This is a genomic window from Mitsuaria sp. 7 (genome assembly GCF_001653795.1).
In the GTDB taxonomy this organism is placed as follows: Bacteria; Pseudomonadota; Gammaproteobacteria; order Burkholderiales; family Burkholderiaceae_C; genus Roseateles.
The window spans coordinates 1,763,278-1,783,166 of record NZ_CP011514.1; the positions used below are offsets into that span (position 1 = coordinate 1,763,278).

Genomic DNA, 19,889 nt, shown 5'->3' on the forward strand with positions numbered 1-19,889 from the left:
AGTCGACGCCGGGCCCAAAAGAAAAAGGCCCCGGTCGTGAGACCGGGGCCGAAAGTTCGTCCGCCTGCAGAGGGAAAAGGCGGACCATGCGAGAGAGAAGCATGAACAACGAAAGCTCGAATTCCGTTGTCAGGATCAACTGTAGGCAGGTCCGCGTTCCCTGGCACGAAGGCAACGACGCATCGTCGACGAGGGGATCGCCCGATGCGCGTGTCGGGCGATCGCCTACACGCCCTCAATCGGCGGCCGCGGGCGCCGTCGGCCGGGCGGTGCCGCCCAGCGCGCGCTGGGCGCTGGCGGCCATGAACAGCGCGAAGAGGACGACGCAGGACAGTCCGGCGGTCAGCGAGGTGTGCTCCGCGATCATGCCGATCAGCGGCGGGCCGGCCATCATGCCGAGGTAGCCCAGCGACGAGACGGCCGCGATGCCGTGTGCGGCGCTGACGCCGGGCACCTTGGACGCCGCGCTGAACAGCACCGGCACGACGTTCGACAAGCCCAGCCCCACGAGCCCGAAGCCCAGCAGTCCGGCCGACGCGACCGGCACCAGCAGCGCCGTCGCCATGCCGGCGGCGGCGAGCAGGCCGCTGGCGACCATCAAGGGCACCGGCGCGACACGCGCTCGCACCCAGTCGCCCCCGAAACGCCCCAGCGCCATCGCCAGGCTGAAGCTCGCGTAGCCGAGCGCCGAAAGACTCGCATCGCTGGCGCGTTCCTGCTTCATGAACAGCACGCTCCAGTCGTACATGGCGCCTTCGGCGATCAGCCCCAGCGCCGCCAGCGTGCCGATCAGCGCGAGCACGCCGCGCGGCAGGCTCAGCGGTTGCGATTCGCCGGCGTCGGTCTTCATCTTCAGCATCGCCCCGCAGGCCCCGAGGATCATCACCATGCCCGTGCCGCAGGCCACCAGCAGATGCGTCTGCGGCGTCCACCCCAGCAGCGGCAGCAGGCTGCCCACGCCCGCGCCGACCATGCCGCCCAGGCTGAACATCGCGTGGAAGCCGCTCATCAGCGGGCGGCCCGCGAGGTGTTCGATCTCGGTGGCCTCGGCGTTGATGGCGACGTCGAAGAGACTGGCCGTGGCGCCGAAGAGCATCAGCAGCAGCACCAGCCCGAGGTACACGCTCGGTGCGATCAGCATCGACACGCCGGCCGCGCACAGCACGCCGGTCAGGCCGGCCACGCCGCGGGGTCCGAATCGCGCGACGACACGCCCGGCCTGCGTCAGCGCCAGCAGCGCGCCGACACCCGACGCCAGCATCGCGATCGCGAGCGACTGCTCGCCCAGGCCGTAATGCGCCTTCACCGTCGGCACATGCACGCCCCACGTCGCGAACAGCGCGCCGGAGACGAAGAACTGGATGCGCAGCGCCCAGGCCGCCGAGGTCAGGCGGCGGGGCGTCAGGGTGTCAGAGATCGTGGTCATCGTGGAGCAGCGTGAAGAGCACGTTACTGTAGGCGCCAAGGGGCGCCCCTCGCGCGGATGTCGCCCCGTTTTGCCAAGCGCGGGCACTCCACGGTGCAGGGGGCGTCCCTCCGGGAACCCCCAGCACCATTCCGGCCCCACAAGCACTCGCTGACGTCGCCCCGGCGTTTGACGCTGGAACATGCGACGTCGGCTCGGGGTCAGGTCGTGCGTCAGGACACCATGCCGCGCAGCGCGTTGAAGAGCTTGCGCGGCTGCAGCGGCTTGAAGAGCACCGTGTGCCCGCTTTCAGTGGCGCGGCGTAGTTCCTCGCGGCTGGTGTCGCCGGTGACGAGGATGGCCGGGACCTCGGTGCGGCAGAGCTCTCGTACCGCGCGGATCGCGGCAATGCCGTCCGGCCCGTCGCCCAGGTGCAGGTCCGACAGGATCAGGTCCGGCGGCAGCGCCCGCGTGCGCACCGCCTCGGTGGCTTCGGCGGCGGTCGCGGCGATGATGGACTCGTAGCCCCATTCCTCGAGCAGCAGCTGCAGGCCGATGCGGATCGGCTCCTCGTCGTCGATGACCAGCACCGAACGCGGCTCCATGACCGGCATCGGCACGGTGTCCGCCGCCGTCGTGAACTCGGGGATCTCCGGCAGCCCGCCCAGCGGGATGCTGAGCCGGAACATCGTGCCCCGCCCCGGCCGCGACGCCACCATCAGCCGGTACCCCAGCAGGTGCGCCAGCCGCTTGACGATCGCCAGCCCCATGCCCAGCCCCTGCGTGCGGCTGCGCTCGCTCTGCCCGACCTGGTAGAACTCCGCGAAGATCCGCGGCAGGTCGATGGACTTGATGCCGATGCCGGTGTCCCAGACCTCGAGGTTCAGGTGGGTCGAGGTCGACCGCGCGACGACCACCACGCCGCCCTCCTCCGTGTACTTGATCGCGTTCTGGATCAGGTTGCCCAGGATGCGCTCCAGCAACTGCGGATCGCTGGTGACGGACTTGCCGCCCGGCGAGAAACGCAGCCCCAGCCCCGAGCCCTCCGCCTGTCCCGCGTAGTGCATGTGCAGGCGCCGGAACAGGTCGCGCAGCGGGAAGTGCTGGAGGTTGGGCTCGACGGTGCCCGCGTCCAGCCGGGAGATGTCGAGCATCGCGTTGAACGAGCGCTCCAGACCCTCGATCGAGCGCATGACGTTGCGGATCAGCGGCTCTTCTTCCGTGCCTTGCAGGCGGCGCTCCAGGCTGGCGGCGAAGAGCCCCAGCGCGTGCACCGGCTGGCGCAGGTCGTGGCTTGCGATCGCGAGGAAGCGGCTCTTCTCCTGGTCGGCGCGGATGGCGCCGTCACGGTCCTGCTCGAGCGTGCTGACCTGCAGGTCCTGCTCCATCAGCAGGCGCTTGGCCCGCTGCCAGCGATGGTGTTCGAGCAGCGCCAGTCCGCCGACCACGGCCGCGGCGAGGAACCAGACCGGCCCCGCGCCGGCACGCGCCGTGGGATCGAACAACCGCGCCAGGCCCTCGGACGCCGGCAGCACGGCGATCACCGCCGCCCAGCGTCCCATCGGCGCCAGCAGCACGCCCACCACCGCCGCCGTGGCCGCCAGCAGCGGTCCGGTCAGCAGGCCGCGCGCGCCCGGCGATTCGGCCAGCCAGGGGTGCAGGCTCAGCAGCCCCAGGCAGCCCGCAGCCTGCAGATAGAGCAGGCGCCGCCCCTCGCGGTCGGAGAAGACCATGCGGCTGCTGTCGCTGCGGGGCCCCCGGTGCGACAACGAACGCGCGGTGAAGACACAGCCGATCGCCAGCGCGATCACGCCGAAGACCCAGACCACCAGACCCGTCGCGGGCATGCCGCGCAGCAGCGCCGAGACCAGCGGCACGGCGACCGCCGTCAGCAGCCAGGGCCAATGGCTCCAGGCTTCGTCGAAGCCGGCATCCTGCAGCCGGCGCGCGATCGCGCGCCGTTCGCGGCGTCGGCCTTCCTGGACGGACTCGTCGTTCTCCGGCACCGCGCCGGCGACCGCGACGAAGAGGCTGGGTTTGGGTGGACGCCGGGCACGCTTCGGACGGACGCCCGGGCCGTCGGCCGGCGGCGGAGCCCCCGCACCCGCTGGTGCCGGAGCCCCGGAACCGGCATCCCCTGCGCGAGTACCGGACGTCGAAGGTGCTCCGGACGCGAACGGACCCGCGGCGCGATCCGTGACGGGCGCGCCGGGTGCGAGGTGGGGGATGGGCGCGAGGGGCGTGACGAGGCCGCCGTTCGATGACTCACCGGACGGCAGGCCAGAAACGACGCTCGCCGGCACGTCGTGGACGTCCGGCGAGTCGATGCGCGAGTCGATGAAGAGCTCGGTCGGCGGAAAGCTCGTGTCGGGGCTCTGTTCCTCGACCCGGTGTCCGCCTCGGTGGACCGTGGCCACCGCGTCAGCGGAAGAGGCTGATCATGTGCGAGCGCGACTTGACGTCCAGCGCCAGCAGCAGCGAGGAGACGTAGTTCTTCACCGTGCCGAGCGACAGCTGCGTCGAGTTGCTGATCTCCTGGTTGCTGCAGCCCGACAGCACCAGTTCGAGGATCTCCAGGTGACGGGGGCCGAGTTCGGCCACGCGGTCGTACATCGCCGACGACGGGAAACGCGGGAACAAGGTGCCCGACTGCGACTGGCGGTGACGCTGGCCGTCGGCCAGCAGCGCGCGCAGCGTGCTGCGCATCTCGGCCATCAACGCGCCCTTGGGCAGGTAACCCACGGCGCCCAGCGCCCGCGCCTGGCGGACGACGAATTCATCCTGCGTGCCGCTGAAGACGACGACGCGGGCCTCGGGATAGGCCTCCATGAACTGCCGCAGGCCTTGCAGGCCCTTGCAGTCCCCCAGGTTCAGGTCCAGCAGGACGGCATCCACCGTGCCGCTGCCGGCGTAGGCCTGCAGGCCCTCCTGCAGCGACGCCGCCTCCACCCACTCGATGTCGATCTCGTCCAGCGACTGGTACAGGGTGCGGATGCCAGCCCTCACCAGTTCATGGTCGTCGACCAGGAGCACCCGGCGCTTCACCGCCGGCAGCGCATAGCCACCACTTCCTGCCGCCTCGAACGTGCGGGCAACGGACACTGCTTCCATAGGGCCTCCCTTTTTCGACTGACCGGTGGGTCTCCGGCTCGGTCGTCGTCGTCCCTCAAATCACGCCGGAGAAGGCCCGGATGATAGGCCGAAGGTCACTTGCGTCTCCCCCTCTTCAGGGGGAACCCTGAGGGGGGAGCCCTGAAACACTTGTGACCACATGTTGCGGATATAGACCGGCAACGTTGTCAGACGCCATCCCTACTTATAGGTCGCCGGATGCTTGCGCTACCCCCAATCGGTGGGAGTGCAAACGTACCCCGCACGCGGAGTCGGACGGAGGACGACAGACTCCCGCAAGGTCGTGACGGACCCCGCTCCCTAGAATCGCGGGCAGCTTTCGTCCCCCATGCGCCGCGTCCTTCCACCTCCCCTTCACCAGCTCCTGTGTCCCGGACTGATCGCCGGCCTGATCGCCGGCATCGCACCGCCGTCGGCCCAGGCCGCGGGCAGCCTGGTGCTGATGGACGCGCCGCCCGCGCAGACGAGCTGGTCCGCCGGCGCATCGACGCGCAGCTGGCCCTCCGCGCCCGGGAGCCGCGCCCGCAGCAACGACCTGCTGCCCGCCCTGGAGGTGCTGACCGCCAACGGCGCGTTCGTCTCAACGGACCTCGGCATCGGCTGGAATGTCGTGCCCTTGCTGGCCGATGCTGAAACGGCCTCGACATGGCAGGTCGGCGCCCGGCTGTGGCCGCAGTTCGGGCGACCCTCCCGGGTCACGCCCAAGGGCATCGACCGGTTGGGCTCGCGCGTCACGACGGAGGCGTTCGCCAACGTCCAGGTGACCTCATGGCTGATGTTGCAGTCAGGCTTCTCCTGGGGCAGCGGCCGTCGGCACGACGGCCAGCAGTTCGAGCTGGGCCTGACCTCGGGGATCCCGATCGGCGACGACCTCATCGCCGTCACGCTGGCGACCACCGCCGCGAACAGCGCGCATCTGCGCAGCAGCTACGGCATCGGCGCCCGCGAGTCCCTGGCGAGCGGCCTGCCGGAATGGCACCCGCGCGCCGGAATGATGGATTGGAGCATCGCGTTCAGCGGAGAGCACAAGTTCTCCGAGCGATGGTCCGTCAGCGGCCAGTGGCTGAACGCGCGGCTGGTGGGCGACGCGTCGCGGTCCCCGCTGACGACCTCGAAGACGCAGCAGACCTTCAGCGCCAGCCTCTGGTACCGCTTCTGAGTCCTCTCAGCCAGTGCCTCACGTTCATACGCGGCGTCCAACAGGCAAGTCCTGACCCCTCCTCCCCGGCAGTCCCCCATGCATCGCGTCCTCCTCATCGCCGTTCCGCTGTTCGGACTCCTGATCGCCTTCGAGTGGCTGTGGGGTCGTCTGAAGGGACGCGACGGCTACCGGCTGTCCGACTCGATCAGCAGCCTGAGCCAGGGCCTGATGAGCCTGGCCGTCGCCGCGATCACGCCGCTGTTCCAGAACGGCATGTACGCCTGGCTGCAGCCGCATCTGGCGCTGGTCCCGGCCTCGGCCTGGGACGGCTGGTGGGGCTGGGCCGTCGCGATCGTGGTCTACGACTTCTGCGACTACTGGCTGCACCGTGTCAGCCATGAGAGCGCCCTCTTCTGGGCGGCGCACACGGTGCACCATCAGAGCGAGCACTTCAACCTGACCACCGCCCTGCGCCAGGAGAGCTTCTATGCGGTGATGGGCTGGCCGTTCTTCCTGCCGATGGCGCTGCTGGGGTTGCCGCTGGAGCAGTACGTCGCGGCGGGGCTGTTCGTGCTGCTGTACCAGTTCTGGATCCACACCGAGCACATCGGCCGGCTGGGCTGGATGGACCGCGTGTTCTCGACGCCGTCCAACCACCGCGTCCACCATGCGGTGAATCCGGGTTACCTGGACAAGAACTACGGCGCGGTGCTGGTGATCTGGGACCGGATGTTCGGCACCTTCACCGAGGAAACCGAGCCCTGCGTCTACGGCACGGTCAAGCCGCTCCACAGCTGGAACCCGATCCTGGCGGTCGGCCAGTTCTACGGCGAGCTGTTCGAGCGTGCGCGGGCCACGCCGCGCTGGGCGGACCGGTTCCGCGTGCTGTTCAAGTCGCCCGGCTGGATGCCGCCGGGGACGTCGACGGTCGCGCCGGACGCCGACCGGCTGCGGCAGCCGCGCTTCGATCCGGTCGTCACCCGGCTGGACCGTTGGCGCGCGGTGAGTCTCGTCGCGATGACGGGCCTGGCGTCGGCGGTCTGGCTGGACGTCAGCGACGACATGAGCGAAGGCCGCAACCTGATCGCGGCGGCGGTGATCGCCGCCGGGCTCTACGCTGCGGGGGCCTTGCTTGCGCGAGGCGAGGATGAGCGTAACGATCGCAACGATCGCGACATCAGCGTTGAGCGCGTGGAGCGCAGACGCCGCGACCTGCGCGCCTGGGCGCTGTACGTCGGCGCGATGGCGCTTTGCGCCGCGATGATCGGCGTGCTGGCCTGAGTCCTCAGCGCCCACCGACGCTGATGCCGCCGGCTCAGCTGTGCGGCCAGCCCAGCGCTGCGAGCGCATCGTCATAGGAGTCCGTGGGGACGCCCGCAGAGGTCGCGGATGCTGCGTCCTCGGTGCTGCCCAACTGGGCCAGGCACACCATCGTCGCTCCACCGAAGGCGATCAGGTCCTCGACCGCCGCCACGGGGAAGTCGTGGCCCAGCGCGTCTGACAGCTTCTCGCGCAGCGTGTACCCCGCGTACGTCGCCACGACGGCCCCCATGGCGCCGGCGAAGGCGGCCGGCCAGGAGCGTCCGCCGGCCAGCGCCGCGCCCGAGATCGCCCCGCTGACCGCGCGCGCCGCGAGCCCCGGCGGATCGGTGCGATCGGGCGTAGCCGGCAGCTTGTCGACGATGAGCTCGCCGATCGCCATCGGCGTCGTCACCGCCACGGCGTGCGTCGAGGCGAGGAAGGCCAGCGGCGAGTCCTTCACATCGATCCAGCCGAGCTTCGCGGCCCAGCTGGTGACGGTCAGCGGCGCGCTGGTGCGCGGACCGGCGGTGCTGCCGAGCAGGAAGGCCATCAGCAGCGTGCGCCGGGAATCGGCCGGCTTGGCCGCGACGACCGGCACGCCCTGCGCCCTCGCCTCCCGGACGACTTGAGCGCCCGCGCGCACCCGCCCGAAGAAGCGTCGGAAAAGCTGGCGCGCCGACTCGGTGAAGGCGCCGTAGACCAGGTGCGAGGCATACGAATACGGATGCGATTGCAGCGGTGCCCGCGTGATGGGGTCGCCGAAGCGGAACGCGGGAACGAGCGTCTCGTCGACGACGGTCGCGGCGGCCACGCCGAAGACCGTGCCCCGCCCGCAGGTCACCCGCGGATCGAGCTCGGCCGCGGCGCCGTAGAGTCCGCCGACCAGCGAGCCCATCCCGTAGTGGACGGCTTCCCCGGCGACCGGACGCTGACGGTAGGGCAGACGGCGACCGGTGAAGCTGGCGAGGCGGTCGGCGGCCCGTTCGGTCGACGGCATGCCGCGCACGCCCGAGGTGATGCCGACCCGGGCCAGCCCGGCCTGGAAGGCGGTCATCGCGGCGGCGCCGATGAGGCCGCCTAGCAATCCGGAAGCGGTGCCCACGCAGAGGTCGCGCGGCGGGCGGTGATCGAGGCTCATGGGCGTTCCCGTCAAATCGGAGTGGAGCCGCCTTCATGGCAAGGCTCGTTCCTCCCGGGATGACGGGGTGTCGGCATCGATGCGCCCGGTGTCGAACCCGATGTCGCACCCCGTGTCGCGCCCGGTGCCGCAGCCGGTATCGAGGGGCGCTTCAACGGGGCGTGTACCGGGCGATGGCCTCCTGCAACCGATCGCAGGCGCGGGCGATGTGAGCCTTCGGCGCGGTCGCGACGCTGAGCATCAGCCCTGACTGCGCCCGTTCCGGTTCGGCAAACCAGACCGACAGCGGCGCCGGCGAGATGCCGAAGGCGAACAGGTCCCGCGCGATCGCGAGGTCCGACGCGCCCGCCGGCGTCCGCACGAGCACCGCCAGCGCCGCGGGCAAGGTCTCCAGGCCGCGCTCGTGCAACAGGTCGAGCAGACCGTCGCGTTGCGCCAGGTACAGGCGCTTGGCGCGTCGCAGATGGCGCAGGTAGTGCCCGTCGCGCATGAAGGCCGCGATCGCCAGTTGGGCGGCCGGCCCGGGCGGCGGCGCCAGGCAGGCGGCCACCTCCGCGAAGCGCGCCGCCATCGCCGCCGGCGCGACGATGAAGCCGAGCCTCAGCCGCGGATCGATGGTCTTGCTGAAGGACCCGATGTGGATCACCCGCCCGTGCGGGTCCAGCGACGCGAGCGCCGGCGCGGCGCGGCCTTGCAGCTGCAGCTCGCTCAGATAGTCGTCCTCGACGATCCAGCCGCCGGTGCTCCCGGCCCAGTCGAGCAGACGCAGGCGGCGCTGCAGCGACATCGTCACGCCCAGCGGCGCCTGCTGGCCCGCCGTGACGACGGCGAGCGCCGCGTCCGGCGCGCGCCGCCAGCCGGCGTCGACATCGAGGCCCTCCTCGTCCACCGCCACGGGGACGGGCGTCAGGCGACCGAGCGTCAGCGCCTGGCGCGTGAAGAAGAAGCCGGGTTCCTCCATCCACGCCGAGCCGCCGTCGAGCCCGAGCACGCGCAGCGTGATGCCGAGCCCCGCCGCGTACCCGCCGGTGACGAGCACCTGGTCCGGCGAACAGACCACCCCGCGCGCCACGGCGAGGTAGCCGGCGATCTCGCGCCGCAATTCCAGCTCGCCCCGAGGGTCGGGATAAAGCGCCGCGCCGGTGGTCTCCGCCAGCAGCGCCCGCGCGCGGAGCCGGTGCATCAGCTTCGCGGGCAGGCTGTCGCGCGACGGAATGCCGGGCTGGAAGATGCCCGGCCCGGCGGTCATTTCGCGGTACATCGAGATGAAGGGCCCGGGATCCAGCGAGCCTTCGCTGCGACGGGCGGCCACGGGCCGCTCCGCGACGCGCGTCCCGGCGGAGCGCGACGCCTCGATCATCTGCGCGGCGGCCAGCTTCTCGTAGGCCACGCGCACCGTGCCGCGCGCCACGCCGAGCTGCGCCGCCAGATCGATCCAGGACGGCAGCCGCATGCCGGCCTGCAGCACCTGCCGGTCGATCGCCGTCGCGATGCCCCGATGGATCTGGTCGGCCAGCGGAACGGCCGAGGACTTGTCGAGCGGGAGACTCAGCGGCGACGTCATCGTGGTACAGCGATTCCTGCAATTCTTGGGACTCCACTTTGCACCACGGCGGGAGAAGAATCCAGTCATCGATCACGCACCCGCCGCCATCGATCACCCGATCCCTCCCAGTCCATCCTTCACCTCTTCATCTCTTCATCCCAAGGAGTCCGCCATGTCCCACCGTCTCGATTACAGCCAGATCGCTCCCGCCGGCGTCAAGGCGCTCGGCGGCGTCTACGGTTACGTTGCCCAGAGCGGCCTGCCGCCGGCGCTCGTCGAACTCGTCTTCCTGCGGATCTCGCAGATCAACAACTGCGCGTACTGCCTGGACATGCACACCCGCGACCTGCTGAAGAAAGGCGTGCCCGCCGAGAAGCTCGCGCTGGTGCAGGCCTGGCAGGAAGGCGGCACGCTGTTCGACACGCGCGAGCGCGCGGCGCTGGCCTGGGCGGAGTCCGTCACGCGGGTCGCGACGACCGGCGTGCCCGATGCCGACTACGCCGCCGTCCGCGCGGTGTTCAGCGAGAAGGAACTCGTCGATCTCACGATCGCGATCGGTCTCATGAACACCTACAACCGTCTGGCGATCAGCTTCCGCAACGTGCCGCAGGCCGTGACCGCGGCCACGACCGCGGCGGCCGCGCGCTGATCAGCCGATCGCGCGCCGCAGGTTCTCCCGGGCGCGCGCGTCCAGCCGTTCGCGCAACGCCGGCGTGCTGTACAGCACCGGCCGGTCCAGGAAGATCCTGAGGATCTCCTGTCGCTTGCGCCGGAACAGGAAACCCGGCACGTACGCGTATTCATCGCGGATCTGGCGTTCGTATTCGTCGAAGCGCGGGCGCTCGGCGCCGAGGATCGCGAGGTCGATGTCGACGAGCACCTGCTCGTCGACGCTGGCCGGCACGCCATCGTGTTTCGTCACCAGCACCAACTGCCGGACGCGGTCGGCGACGTCGCGGGTCACGCCGGCGGACAGCAGCGCCTCATGCGCCCACACGGCGCTCCGCTCTTCGTTGCCCGATCCCTTCACGTCGTAGATCGCGTCGTGGAACCAGAGCGCCATCTCGACTTCGGCGGGATGGACGGCGAGATCGCCGACCTCGTCGAACAGCGCGAGGCATTCCTCGAGGTGCTGACGCGTGTGGTACTTGCGTGGCGGCTCCGCGTAGCGGGCGAGCAGCTCGTCGCGCAGCGCGGTGCCGTCGCGTTCGCCGACGAGGGCGGACCAGGCGCGCTGCCAGGATCGTTCGAAGAGGGCATTCATGTGCGCTGGATGGTAGCGGCTGCCGGCCCTCGCGCTACGATCCCCGGATGGCCATCCACATCACCACGCCCACCGTCGAATCCGACGCGTTCAGCACGCCCGACCAGCGCGTCTGGCTCAAGCTCGAAGCCCTCCAGCCCTGCGGATCGTTCAAGCTGCGCGGCATCGGCCACGCCTGCGAAGTCCACGCGTCGCGCGGTGCGACGCGGCTGTTGTCGTCCTCGGGCGGCAACGCGGGGATTGCGGTCGCGTACGCGGGACGTCGGCTCGGACTGCCCGTCGTCGTCGTGGTGCCGGAGACCACGCGCGAGTGGCCCAAGACGCTGATCCGCCGTCAGGGCGCGGAGGTCGTCGTCCATGGCAAGAGCTGGATGGAGGCCAATGACCACCTGATGTCGTTGCGCCAGCCGACCGACGCCTTCATCCATCCGTTCGACGACCCGCTGCTGTGGGACGGCCATGCGCCGATGATCGCGGAGGCGGCGACGCAGGCGCCGAAGCCGGACGCGGTCGTGCTCTCGGTCGGCGGCGGCGGCCTGATGAGCGGCGTGCTGCAGGGCATGCACGCGGCCGGGTGGCAGGACGTGCCGCTCGTGGCGGCGGAGACCGTCGGCGCCCATTCACTCAACGCGGCGATCGCCGCAGGCGAGCTGGTGACGCTGGACGCGATCACGAGCCTCGCGACCTCGCTGGGTGCCCGGCGGGTCAGCGAGCAGGCCTTCGCGTGGACGAGGCGGCATGCGGTGACTGCCACGACGGTGACCGATGCCGAGGCGGTGCAGGCCTGCCTCGACGTGGCGAAGGAACACCGTGTGATCGTCGAACCCGCGTGCGGGGCCGCGGTCGCGGCGACCCTCAAGCGCGAGGTGCCCGCGCTGCAGAAGGCCAGGAACGTGCTGGTAATCCTCTGCGGCGGTGCGTGCGCGACCTACGAGGATCTGATCGATTGGCGCACGGCGAGTTGATCACGCGCTGATCACATCTTCTCGCCGGGGATCGCGCTCGCCGCTTTCACCCAGGCGATGAAGGCGGCCTCGTCAAGCGGCTCCTTCTCGCTGACATGCAGATAGCGCGCATGTGCCGTCTTCGAATCGACGGGCGGCATCGGATCCAGCGATTTGCCGTTGAAGAACGCGACCTTGACGTATCGCGTCATCACATGGAGACCGAGGAACCAGGTCGTGCCATCGACGCCATACAGCGGCGAGTTCCACTTCACGGCCTTGTGCACCTCGGGCACGGTCTCGACGATCAGCGCGTCCATGCGTCGCACCACCGCCTGCTTCCAATTCTGGAGCGCGGCGATATACGCCTGCACCGGCTTATCCCCGGACCCTTTCGGGATCTGCGGATTGCCGCCGGAGAGCAGGACCACGTCGCGGTCACCTGCGGGCGCCGCGGCGGTCTGTCTTGAGGTCTTGCGAGTCTCCGTGGGCATTTCTTTCCTTCAAATCACACGACGTCACAAAGCTGCTTTCGGCTCATTCGCCATGCTGGTCTCGGCTCTTCCGCCCTGATGCTGAGCAGTTGTGCGCCCGGCAGGGTCGAAGCACGACGATCGAATGTGTGAAGCGGCTCCTGCCCCTCCCATGCCGAAATCCGTGCATGCATGCAGTCGGCAAGATCAGCATCGCGCAGCTTGAATTCGGCGAGCGCTTCGACCATCGCCATCTCCCGCTCGACGAACAGGTCGCTCGCGTTCAGGATATTCGGCATCGCGGCGATGACCTCATCCTTGCCAAAGCTGAAGCGACTTCGCAGCACCCATTCGAACTCCAGCAGGACCGTCACGGGCACGAAGAGTTTGCTGCCATTCTGTATGTGGCGTTCGCGCAATCGAGCGACAGCGTCGCACTGACGTTGATCGTCCTGAACGATGTACCTGATCAGGACGTTGGTATCGACGGCGCCCATCAGCGGAACGGACTCATCTCTTCGACGGATACCGTCCTGCCGTTGCGCGGCTTCAGCATTCCCGCCAGCTCCGCCAACGACGTCGTCTTGGCGCGAACATAGAGGGTATTGTCGCCACGGGTGTACCAGACGAACGGGGTGCCAGGCTTTGCGCCCAGCTCTTTCAAGATCTCCGCGGGCACCTGCAAGGTACCTTGCTCGCTCAGAAACGTTTCATGCATTGCCTTCTCCATTCAGTGAATCACCGGAATCCGGCTGCGGCGTCTCTTCCGCGACCGGCTTTTTCGACTTCGCAACGACGTGGATGCTGCCGTCCTCCGTCAACTTCCAGATGAAGCGCGTTCCGAGCCTGGCGCCGACGGCCTTCCGGATGTCCTTCGGGACGACGATCCGCCCGTTCATTTCCATCTTTGACATCGACACGCCACTCTCCTTGCGAAGCGATGCAGCTACTTTAGGAAAACGTCGATCGAAGTGCCATGACCTGCACTTGTCGATTTGGCGCCGAGGCCACTCCGACAAGGCAGCTCGCTCACGTGGATGAGTGTTCATCCCGTCGATACACCCACCGGTACAGCACCGGCAACACCAGCAGCGTCAGCGCGGTCGAGGACAGGATCCCGCCGATCACCACCGTCGCCAGCGGTCGCTGCACCTCGGCGCCCGTGCCGGTCGCCAGCGCCATCGGGACGAAGCCGAGCGAGGCCACCAGGGCCGTCATCAGCACCGGCCGCAGGCGCGTCAACGCCCCCTCATGGATGGCCTCCTCCAAGGGACGGCCCTGCTCCCTCAACTGGCGGATGAAGGAGATCATCACCAGCCCGTTCAGCACCGCCACGCCGCTCAACGCGATGAAACCGACAGCCGCCGAGATCGACAGCGGAATCCCCCGCATCCACAGCGCCAGCACACCGCCCGTCAGCGCGAAGGGGATGCCCGAGAACACCAGCAGCCCGTCCCGCGCGTTGCCGAACATCGCGAAGAGCAGCACGAAGACCAGCCCCAGCGCCACCGGCACCACGACGCGCAGGCGCTCGCTGGCCGACTGCAGGTTCTCGAACTGGCCGCCCCAGCCCAGCCAGTAGCCCGACGGCAAGGCGACCTGAGACGTCACCGCCTGCTGGGCCTCGGCGACGAATGAGCCGAGATCCCGTCCGCGCACGTTCGCGCTGACCACGACGCGCCGCTTGCCGTCCTCGCGGCTGACCTGGTTTGGACCCGGCGCCAGCGACAAGGTCGCGACCTCGGACAGCGGCAGGAAACGCGCAGCGCCGTCGGCGCCCTTCGGCAAGGGCACCGGCAGCCTCTGGATCGCCGCCAGGTCCGTGCGCAGCGCCTCGGGCAGGCGCACGACGATCGAGAAGCGCCGGTCGCCCTCGAACAGCGTGCCCGCATGCGCGCCGCCCGTCGCCGTCGCCACGAGTTGCTGCACGTTCTGCAGGTTCAGCCCGTGGCGTCCCGCCTTCTCGCGATCGATGTCGACGGTGAGCATCGGCAGCCCGGTCGTCTGTTCGACGTTGACCTCCGCGGCGCCATCGAGTCCGCCGAGCACCGCAGCGATCTTCACCGCCGCCGCGTTGAGCTGGTCCATGTCGTCGCCGAAGACCTTCACCGCCACGTCCGAGCGCACGCCCGAGATCAGCTCGTTGAACCGCAGCTGGATCGGTTGCGAGAACTCGTAGTTCTGCCCCGGCAGCGTCGCGAGTTCCGCCTGCACCGCGGTGATCAGCGCCTCGCGCGTGCGGCGCGGCTCGGGCCACTCGTCCTGCGGCTTGAGCATCACGTAGGCGTCGGAGATGTTCGGCGGCATCGGGTCCGCCGCGATTTCCGCCGTGCCGGTGCGCGAGAACACGCGCTCGATCTCGGGGAACTTCTCCTTCAGGCGAGACTCCATCTGCTGCTGCATCGCCACCGACTGCGACAGGCTGGTGCCCGGCAGCCGCAGCGCCTGCACCGCGAAGTCGCCTTCGTTGAGGCTGGGCACGAACTCGCTGCCGAGCCGCGTCGCGAGCAGCGTCGACAACACCACCGCGACCGCCGCGCCGGTGATGACCACCGGACGCGCGGCCATGGCCTTGGCCAGCAGCGGCTCGTAGGCGCGATGCGCCCAGGCCATCACGCGGCTCTCCTTCTCCTGGACCTTGTCGCCGATGAACAGCGCCACGGCCGCCGGCACGAAGGTGATGGACAGGATCATCGCGCCCAGCAGCGCCATCACCACGGTCACCGCCATCGGATGGAACATCCGCCCCTCCACGCCGGTGAGCGCGAAGATCGGCAGGTAGACCACCATGATGATCAGTTGCCCGAACAGCAGCGGCCGGCGCGCCTCCTGCGCCGCGGCGAAGACCTCGTGGAAGCGCTCCGCGCGCGTCAGCGGCCGGCCCAGCCGCGACTGCGCATGCGCCAGGCGCCGCACGCAGTTCTCGACGATCACGACCGCCCCGTCCACGATGATCCCGAAGTCCAGCGCGCCCAGGCTCATCAGGTTGGCGCTGACCTTCTGGCCGACCATGCCGGTGAAGGTGAACAGCATGGACAGCGGGATCACCAGCGCCGTCAGCACCGCCGCGCGCAGGTTTCCCAGGAACAGGAAGAGCACCGCGATCACCAGCACCGCGCCCTCGACCAGGTTGCGCTTGACCGTCGCGATCGCCTTGTCCACCAGCACCGTGCGGTCGTAGACGGTCACGACATGCACGCCCTTGGGCAGCGTGGTCGCGACCTCCTTCATCTTGCGGTCCACCGCCTGCGCCACGCTGCGGCTGTTCTCGCCGATCAGCATGAAGACGGTACCCAGCACGACCTCGCGGCCGTTGTCGGTGGCCGCGCCGCTGCGCAGTTCCTTGCCGATGCCGACCTGCGCCACGTCGCGCACGCGGACCGGCACGCCGCCGTCGGTGCGCAGCACGACGTTGCCGATGTCGGCCAGATCGCGCAGCTGGCCCGGCGCGCGGATCAGGTACTGCTCGCCGCGGCGCTCGATGTAGCCGGCGCCGACGTTGGCGTTGTTGCGCTCCAGCGCCTCGACGACCTCCGCCAACGTCAACCCGTGCGAGGACAGCCTTCCCGGATCGGGTGCCACCTCGAACTCCTTGGCGAAGCCGCCTATCGTGTTGACCTCGGTCACGCCCGGCACGTTGCGCAGCTGCGGCTTGACGACCCAGTCCTGGATCTCGCGCAGGTCGATCGGCGTGTAGGCCGAGCCGTCCGGCTTGCGGGCGCCCTCCTCGGCCTCGATCGTCCACTGGTAGATCTCGCCCAGGCCCGTGGACACCGGCCCCATCGCCGGCGTGAGCCCGTCGGGCAGGTGCTCGCGCGCGGCCTGCAGCCGTTCGTTGACCAGTTGCCGCGCGAAATGGATATCGGTGCCGTCGCGGAAGATCACGGTCACCTGCGACAGCCCGTAGCGCGACAGCGAGCGCGTCTGCTTCAGCCCCGGCAGGCCCGCCATCGCGGTCTCCACCGGGAAGGTCACGCGCTGCTCCGCCTCCAGCGGCGAGTAGCCCGGCGCGCCGGTGTTGATCTGCACCTGCACGTTGGTGATGTCGGGCACGGCGTCGATGGGCAGCTTCTGGTAGCTGAAGACCCCCAGCGCCGCCATGCCCAGCACGGCCACCAGCACCAGCCATCGGTGCTCGATGGCGAATCGGATGATGCGTTCGAACATGCGTCCCCCGTCAGTGCGAATGCGTCGCCGAGCCCTTGCCGGCCTCGGACTTGATGACGAAGGCGTTGACCGCCGCGACCTTGGCGCCGGCCTTCAGGCCGTCGACGATCTCGATGCGCCGGCCGTCGCCTCGACCGGTCTTCACCGGCTGTGCGGCGAAGCCGTCGGCCGTGCGCACGAAGACGACCTGGCGGTCCTCGAAGACCTGCACGGCGTCGGCGGCGACCGTCACGGGCGCGGGGGCCTCGCCGGTCACCACGTCGACGTTGACGAAGAGCCCGGGCCGCCACGCGCGCTCGGGATTCGCCAGCGAGATGCGCGCCTGCGCGGTGCGGCTCTGCCCGCCGATCAGCGCGCCGACGTAGGCCACCTTGCCGTCGGCCGACTGCTCGAAGGCGGCCGAGCGCACGACGGCGCGCTCTCCCACGCGCACCTTGGCCAGATCGCCGGCGGGCACGTCGATGCGCGCCCACACGGTGCGCAGGTCAGACAGGACGAAGACACTCGCGTCCTCCTTCACCTGCTCGCCCAGCGTCAGGTGCTTCTCGACGACGACGCCGTCGAAGGGCGCGCGCAGCTCGAATCGCGTGAGCGCGCCGCCGCTCGTGGCGCCCGCCAGGGAACCCGGCGCGGCGCCGATGGCGACCAGTTTCTGCCGCGCGTTGGCGACGGCGATCTCGGCCTCGCGCAGCGCCTGTTCGGCGATGTCGACGTCCTGCCGCGGGGAGATCTTCTCCTCCCACAGCTTGCGTTCGCGATCGAAGGTCCTGCGCGCCAGCTGCTCGCGTTTCTGCGCGGCGAGCAGCTCGCTGCGCTGGTCGGATACCTGCGCGCTCGCGATCACCGCCAGCAGCTCGCCCTTGCGCACGGACTGGCCCAGCGTCACCGGCACCGACTCGACGACCCCGGCCACGCGCGGCACGACGTGCGCGGTGCGGTCCTCGTTGAAGCCGATCTCGCCGGGCAGACGCGTCGTCGTCCGGAGGGTCGCGGGGCCGGCGGCCTCCAGCGTGATCGCGGCGGACTTGATCTGCGCCTCGGTCATCGCGATGGCCTCGGGCGCTGCGGCGGCGTGACCGTGGCCATCGTCCTTGTCGGCGGATTTCCCACCAGCCCCGGCGGCCTGTTGTGCGTCGCCGGGCTTGGCGGTCCTGGCTTCACCGGCGTGCTCGTCCTTGCCCTCGTGTTTGTGCTCGTCGGGCTCCTTCTTCTCGGCATGACCATGATCGTCATGGCCTTCTTCGGCGTGCTCGCCATGGCCGCCCTTGGGCGAGGCCGAGGGGCCAGAGACCAGGATGGCCGCGCCGCCGGCCAGGCCGAGGGCCACCAGCACCGCGATCGCGATCCATTGCCGCTTCGGCAGCCCGCGTCCCGAGGACGCGCGGTCGGTCTTGCCGGTCTTGTCGTCTTGCTTGTTGCAGTTCATCGTCGTTCTCACGGTTGCTGGACGGGCGCGCCGAGGCGGCGCTCGAGGTCGGCGTTGGCGCGATGCGCCCGCGCGAGCGCGGCTAGCCACTGCATGCGCGCCTGCAGCCAGGTGCGCTGCGCATCGAGCACGTCCAGGAAGCCGAACTTCCCCAGTTCGAAGCCGCGCGTGGCGGCGGTGTAGGCCTCGCGGGCGCCGGGCAGCACGGTGCGCTCCAAGGCCTCGACCTCGTCGGCGCGGGCGGCGAGCTCGTCCGCCGCGCTCAGCACCTCGGCGCGCAGCCGCAGCGACTCGGCCTCGGCGATCTGCTCGGCGGCCTGGCGGCGCTTGAGGGCCTCGCGCTGCGCGCCCTGGTTGCGGTCGAACAGCGGCAGCGGCATCGACACGCCGATCACCGCCTGGTTGCGGCCGATCTCCTGGGCGCGTTTCGCGCCGAGGGTCACCGTGACGTCGGGGATGCGGCGCGCGCGTTCGAGGTCGTATGCGGCCTGCGCGCGCTCGACCTCGAGCCGGGCACGACGCAGCACCGGCGCGTCGGCCAGACGGCGGGCGACGTCGGTCTCGGCCGGCAGGGCCGGCAGCGACGCCGGGTCCCCGTCGAGCGGACCGATCAAGGCTTCGTCCATCCCGACCGCCGCCGCCAGCGCGTGCCGCGCTGCCAGCCGGTCCGCCTGGGCCTGGCGCCGTTCGATGCGGGCGGTGGCCTCGGCCACCCGCGCGCGGGTCTCGTCGTTCGGCGCGAGCTTGCCCGCGGCCACGCGCCGCGCGGTCGCGTCGGCGCCGCCGCCGGCAATGCGCAGCGACTCTTCCGCAGCGGTGACGCGCTCCTGCGCGACCAGCGCGGCGAAGAAGGCCTGCACCACATCCGCCCGCACTTCGGCGCGCAGCGCGTCGAACTCGGCCTGGGAGATGTCACGACCGCGCCGGGCCAGCGCGGTCCGCGCGGCGCGCTGGCCGCCGATCTCCAGCGGCTGGCTCAGCAGCACGGTGACGGTGCGCGTCTCGCGGCGGGTGTCCTCCTGCTCGAGCCCGAGCGAAGGATTCGGCGGCAGCGCGGCCTGCTGCACAGCGCCGTCGGCGGCCTCGACCTCGAAGGCGGCGGCGCGCAGCCGCGGATGGCTGGTCAGCGCGCGCTCGATGGCGGCGCTCAGCGTCAGCGACAGCGCGGGAGAAAGCGAAGGCGAGCTCGCCGGCAACGCCGATATCGTTGGCGTCGATGTCGATGTCGATGTCGACGTCGAGGGCGTCAGCATCGATGGCGAAGCAGAGGATGCGGGCGGCGCTTCGGGCGCGGCCCGGGCAGCCGACGGCATGACGGAAAGCAGCGCCGCGCTGTACAGCGGCACCAGGAACTTGGGCATCGGAGACTCCGGCGTTGTGCCCGCCGCCGCGTGGGCGGCCGGGCAGGAAAGGGATCAACGGGGAATCGGCGAGCGCCGCGCGCCTCGGCGGGCGCCGGGGCGATCAAGGATCAGTTGAAGGGACGGCCGCCGATCAGGCGGCCAGCCAATTGGGTCGTTCTCTGCGGTCGGGGCCGCGCGAGGACCACACATCGGCAGCGGATCCCGTGGTCACGAGGCTTTCCACCGCCGGCAGCACGATCGGCGTGCTCGCCACCGGCTGGCTGTGGCCCAGGTGGCAGAAGCCGCAGTCGTCGTCGACACAGGTCAGGGCCTTGTCGGTCGCCTTCTCAGGCGCCTTCTCAGGCGCTCTCTCGGTCACCTTCTCTGGCGTCTTCTCGGACATCGACGCCTCGGCGGCCGCCTTGGCGCCCGAAGCCTCTCTCGACGCCTCATGCCGATGCTCATGGTGACCGATGTGGTTCACCGCCGGATCGGCTTCATGCGCGCAATAGGTCGCCGCCACCGCCCAGCTCAGCTGGAGCGGCAGCAGGATCAGCAGGAAGACGGTCAACCAGCGGCGCATGGGGCGCGAGTATAGGCAGCCCGCA

18 protein-coding genes are annotated in these 19,889 nt (G+C 70.0%); 4 read left to right on the top strand and 14 right to left on the bottom strand.

Going from position 1 to position 19,889, the window contains the following annotated elements; all coding sequences use genetic code 11:
* Positions 1–235: 235 nt before the first annotated feature.
* The 3 genes from ABE85_RS07825 to ABE85_RS07835 all read right to left on the bottom strand — a co-directional run bounded on the left by ABE85_RS07825 (position 236) and on the right by ABE85_RS07835 (position 4,516).
* The gene (locus ABE85_RS07825; protein ID WP_067272265.1) at positions 236–1,426 is read right to left on the bottom strand and encodes an MFS transporter; all 1,191 of its coding nucleotides are present in this window, start codon (positions 1,424–1,426) and stop codon (positions 236–238) included.
* 212 nt (positions 1,427–1,638) lie between these two features.
* A complete protein-coding gene (locus ABE85_RS07830; RefSeq protein WP_157522055.1) occupies positions 1,639–3,822 on the bottom strand; it encodes a hybrid sensor histidine kinase/response regulator in 2,184 nt (727 codons plus the stop codon).
* 4 nt (positions 3,823–3,826) lie between these two features.
* Entirely contained in the window at positions 3,827–4,516 is a 690-nt protein-coding gene (locus tag ABE85_RS07835; RefSeq protein WP_082938423.1) for a response regulator transcription factor, read from the bottom strand.
* 349 nt (positions 4,517–4,865) lie between these two features.
* On the opposite strand from ABE85_RS07835, the gene ABE85_RS07840 reads away from it, so the two are divergent.
* Both ABE85_RS07840 and ABE85_RS07845 read left to right on the top strand, forming a co-directional pair.
* On the top strand, positions 4,866–5,696 hold the full coding sequence (locus ABE85_RS07840; protein WP_067272273.1) for a MipA/OmpV family protein: 831 nt from the start codon (positions 4,866–4,868) through the stop codon (positions 5,694–5,696).
* 78 nt (positions 5,697–5,774) lie between these two features.
* The gene (locus ABE85_RS07845; protein ID WP_067272276.1) at positions 5,775–6,959 is read left to right on the top strand and encodes a sterol desaturase family protein; all 1,185 of its coding nucleotides are present in this window, start codon (positions 5,775–5,777) and stop codon (positions 6,957–6,959) included.
* Positions 6,960–6,993: 34 nt separating this feature from the next.
* Here the strand turns inward: ABE85_RS07845 and ABE85_RS07850 are convergent, their stop codons facing one another.
* Both ABE85_RS07850 and ABE85_RS07855 read right to left on the bottom strand, forming a co-directional pair.
* A complete protein-coding gene (locus ABE85_RS07850; RefSeq protein ID WP_067272279.1) occupies positions 6,994–8,118 on the bottom strand; it encodes a DUF4126 family protein in 1,125 nt (374 codons plus the stop codon).
* Between the two features lie 151 nt (positions 8,119–8,269).
* Positions 8,270–9,682 (bottom strand): PLP-dependent aminotransferase family protein, encoded by a 1,413-nt coding sequence (locus ABE85_RS07855; RefSeq protein ID WP_067272281.1) that lies wholly within the window; start codon positions 9,680–9,682, stop codon positions 8,270–8,272.
* Positions 9,683–9,836: 154 nt separating this feature from the next.
* Here ABE85_RS07855 and ABE85_RS07860 point away from each other — a divergent pair, with 154 nt between their 5' ends.
* Positions 9,837–10,313 (top strand): carboxymuconolactone decarboxylase family protein, encoded by a 477-nt coding sequence (locus ABE85_RS07860; RefSeq protein WP_067272284.1) that lies wholly within the window; start codon positions 9,837–9,839, stop codon positions 10,311–10,313.
* Here ABE85_RS07860 and ABE85_RS07865 read toward each other — a convergent pair whose 3' ends face one another.
* Positions 10,314–10,928: an N-methyl-D-aspartate receptor NMDAR2C subunit gene (locus tag ABE85_RS07865; RefSeq protein WP_067272288.1), complete on the bottom strand. Its 615-nt coding sequence runs from the start codon at positions 10,926–10,928 to the stop codon at positions 10,314–10,316.
* Positions 10,929–10,975: 47 nt separating this feature from the next.
* Here ABE85_RS07865 and ABE85_RS07870 point away from each other — a divergent pair, with 47 nt between their 5' ends.
* Positions 10,976–11,893: a pyridoxal-phosphate dependent enzyme gene (locus ABE85_RS07870; RefSeq protein WP_067272290.1), complete on the top strand. Its 918-nt coding sequence runs from the start codon at positions 10,976–10,978 to the stop codon at positions 11,891–11,893.
* A gap of 11 nt (positions 11,894–11,904) precedes the next feature.
* Here ABE85_RS07870 and ABE85_RS07875 read toward each other — a convergent pair whose 3' ends face one another.
* From ABE85_RS07875 to ABE85_RS07910, 8 genes are all read right to left on the bottom strand, one after another.
* Positions 11,905–12,366, bottom strand: coding sequence for a DUF1801 domain-containing protein (locus ABE85_RS07875; RefSeq protein WP_067272293.1), 462 nt, complete (start codon positions 12,364–12,366; stop codon positions 11,905–11,907).
* A 14-nt stretch (positions 12,367–12,380) separates the two neighbouring features.
* Positions 12,381–12,842 (bottom strand): PIN domain-containing protein, encoded by a 462-nt coding sequence (locus ABE85_RS07880; RefSeq protein WP_067272296.1) that lies wholly within the window; start codon positions 12,840–12,842, stop codon positions 12,381–12,383.
* Complete coding sequence (locus tag ABE85_RS07885) at positions 12,842–13,063, bottom strand: hypothetical protein (RefSeq protein ID WP_067272298.1); 222 nt, start codon at positions 13,061–13,063, stop codon at positions 12,842–12,844. The genes ABE85_RS07880 and ABE85_RS07885 overlap by 1 nt, the downstream gene beginning before the upstream one ends.
* Positions 13,056–13,259, bottom strand: a complete 204-nt coding sequence (locus tag ABE85_RS07890) for an AbrB/MazE/SpoVT family DNA-binding domain-containing protein (protein ID WP_409072595.1) — start codon at positions 13,257–13,259, stop codon at positions 13,056–13,058. Before ABE85_RS07890 ends, ABE85_RS07885 begins: the two co-directional genes overlap by 8 nt.
* Before the next feature lie 115 nt (positions 13,260–13,374).
* Positions 13,375–16,512 carry an efflux RND transporter permease subunit gene (locus tag ABE85_RS07895; RefSeq protein ID WP_067272304.1) on the bottom strand — a complete coding sequence of 1,046 codons (3,138 nt, stop codon included), beginning with the start codon at positions 16,510–16,512 and terminating at the stop codon, positions 13,375–13,377.
* 10 nt (positions 16,513–16,522) lie between these two features.
* Positions 16,523–17,938, bottom strand: a complete 1,416-nt coding sequence (locus tag ABE85_RS07900) for an efflux RND transporter periplasmic adaptor subunit (protein ID WP_082938424.1) — start codon at positions 17,936–17,938, stop codon at positions 16,523–16,525.
* Between the two features lie 8 nt (positions 17,939–17,946).
* Positions 17,947–19,299, bottom strand: a complete 1,353-nt coding sequence (locus ABE85_RS07905; protein WP_067272307.1) for a TolC family protein — start codon at positions 19,297–19,299, stop codon at positions 17,947–17,949.
* 133 nt (positions 19,300–19,432) lie between these two features.
* The gene (locus ABE85_RS07910) at positions 19,433–19,864 is read right to left on the bottom strand and encodes a hypothetical protein (RefSeq protein WP_067272310.1); all 432 of its coding nucleotides are present in this window, start codon (positions 19,862–19,864) and stop codon (positions 19,433–19,435) included.
* Positions 19,865–19,889: the final 25 nt, after the last annotated feature.

What these genes read in the sequence shown, in the direction of transcription:
- ABE85_RS07855 (WP_067272281.1), bottom strand. Translation starts at nt 9,682, where the DNA reads ATGACGTCGCCGCTGAGTCTCCCGCTCGACAAGTCCTCGGCCGTTCCG.
- ABE85_RS07910 (WP_067272310.1), bottom strand. Translation starts at nt 19,864, where the DNA reads ATGCGCCGCTGGTTGACCGTCTTCCTGCTGATCCTGCTGCCGCTCCAG.
- ABE85_RS07845 (WP_067272276.1), top strand. Translation starts at nt 5,775, where the DNA reads ATGCATCGCGTCCTCCTCATCGCCGTTCCGCTGTTCGGACTCCTGATC.
- ABE85_RS07835 (WP_082938423.1), bottom strand. Translation starts at nt 4,516, where the DNA reads ATGGAAGCAGTGTCCGTTGCCCGCACGTTCGAGGCGGCAGGAAGTGGT.
- ABE85_RS07865 (WP_067272288.1), bottom strand. Translation starts at nt 10,928, where the DNA reads ATGAATGCCCTCTTCGAACGATCCTGGCAGCGCGCCTGGTCCGCCCTC.
- ABE85_RS07905 (WP_067272307.1), bottom strand. Translation starts at nt 19,299, where the DNA reads ATGCCCAAGTTCCTGGTGCCGCTGTACAGCGCGGCGCTGCTTTCCGTC.
- ABE85_RS07885 (WP_067272298.1), bottom strand. Translation starts at nt 13,063, where the DNA reads ATGCATGAAACGTTTCTGAGCGAGCAAGGTACCTTGCAGGTGCCCGCG.
- ABE85_RS07850 (WP_067272279.1), bottom strand. Translation starts at nt 8,118, where the DNA reads ATGAGCCTCGATCACCGCCCGCCGCGCGACCTCTGCGTGGGCACCGCT.
- ABE85_RS07900 (WP_082938424.1), bottom strand. Translation starts at nt 17,938, where the DNA reads ATGAACTGCAACAAGCAAGACGACAAGACCGGCAAGACCGACCGCGCG.
- ABE85_RS07880 (WP_067272296.1), bottom strand. Translation starts at nt 12,842, where the DNA reads ATGGGCGCCGTCGATACCAACGTCCTGATCAGGTACATCGTTCAGGAC.
- ABE85_RS07875 (WP_067272293.1), bottom strand. Translation starts at nt 12,366, where the DNA reads ATGCCCACGGAGACTCGCAAGACCTCAAGACAGACCGCCGCGGCGCCC.
- ABE85_RS07870 (WP_067272290.1), top strand. Translation starts at nt 10,976, where the DNA reads ATGGCCATCCACATCACCACGCCCACCGTCGAATCCGACGCGTTCAGC.
- ABE85_RS07825 (WP_067272265.1), bottom strand. Translation starts at nt 1,426, where the DNA reads ATGACCACGATCTCTGACACCCTGACGCCCCGCCGCCTGACCTCGGCG.
- ABE85_RS07895 (WP_067272304.1), bottom strand. Translation starts at nt 16,512, where the DNA reads ATGTTCGAACGCATCATCCGATTCGCCATCGAGCACCGATGGCTGGTG.
- ABE85_RS07890 (WP_409072595.1), bottom strand. Translation starts at nt 13,259, where the DNA reads ATGTCAAAGATGGAAATGAACGGGCGGATCGTCGTCCCGAAGGACATC.
- ABE85_RS07860 (WP_067272284.1), top strand. Translation starts at nt 9,837, where the DNA reads ATGTCCCACCGTCTCGATTACAGCCAGATCGCTCCCGCCGGCGTCAAG.
- ABE85_RS07840 (WP_067272273.1), top strand. Translation starts at nt 4,866, where the DNA reads ATGCGCCGCGTCCTTCCACCTCCCCTTCACCAGCTCCTGTGTCCCGGA.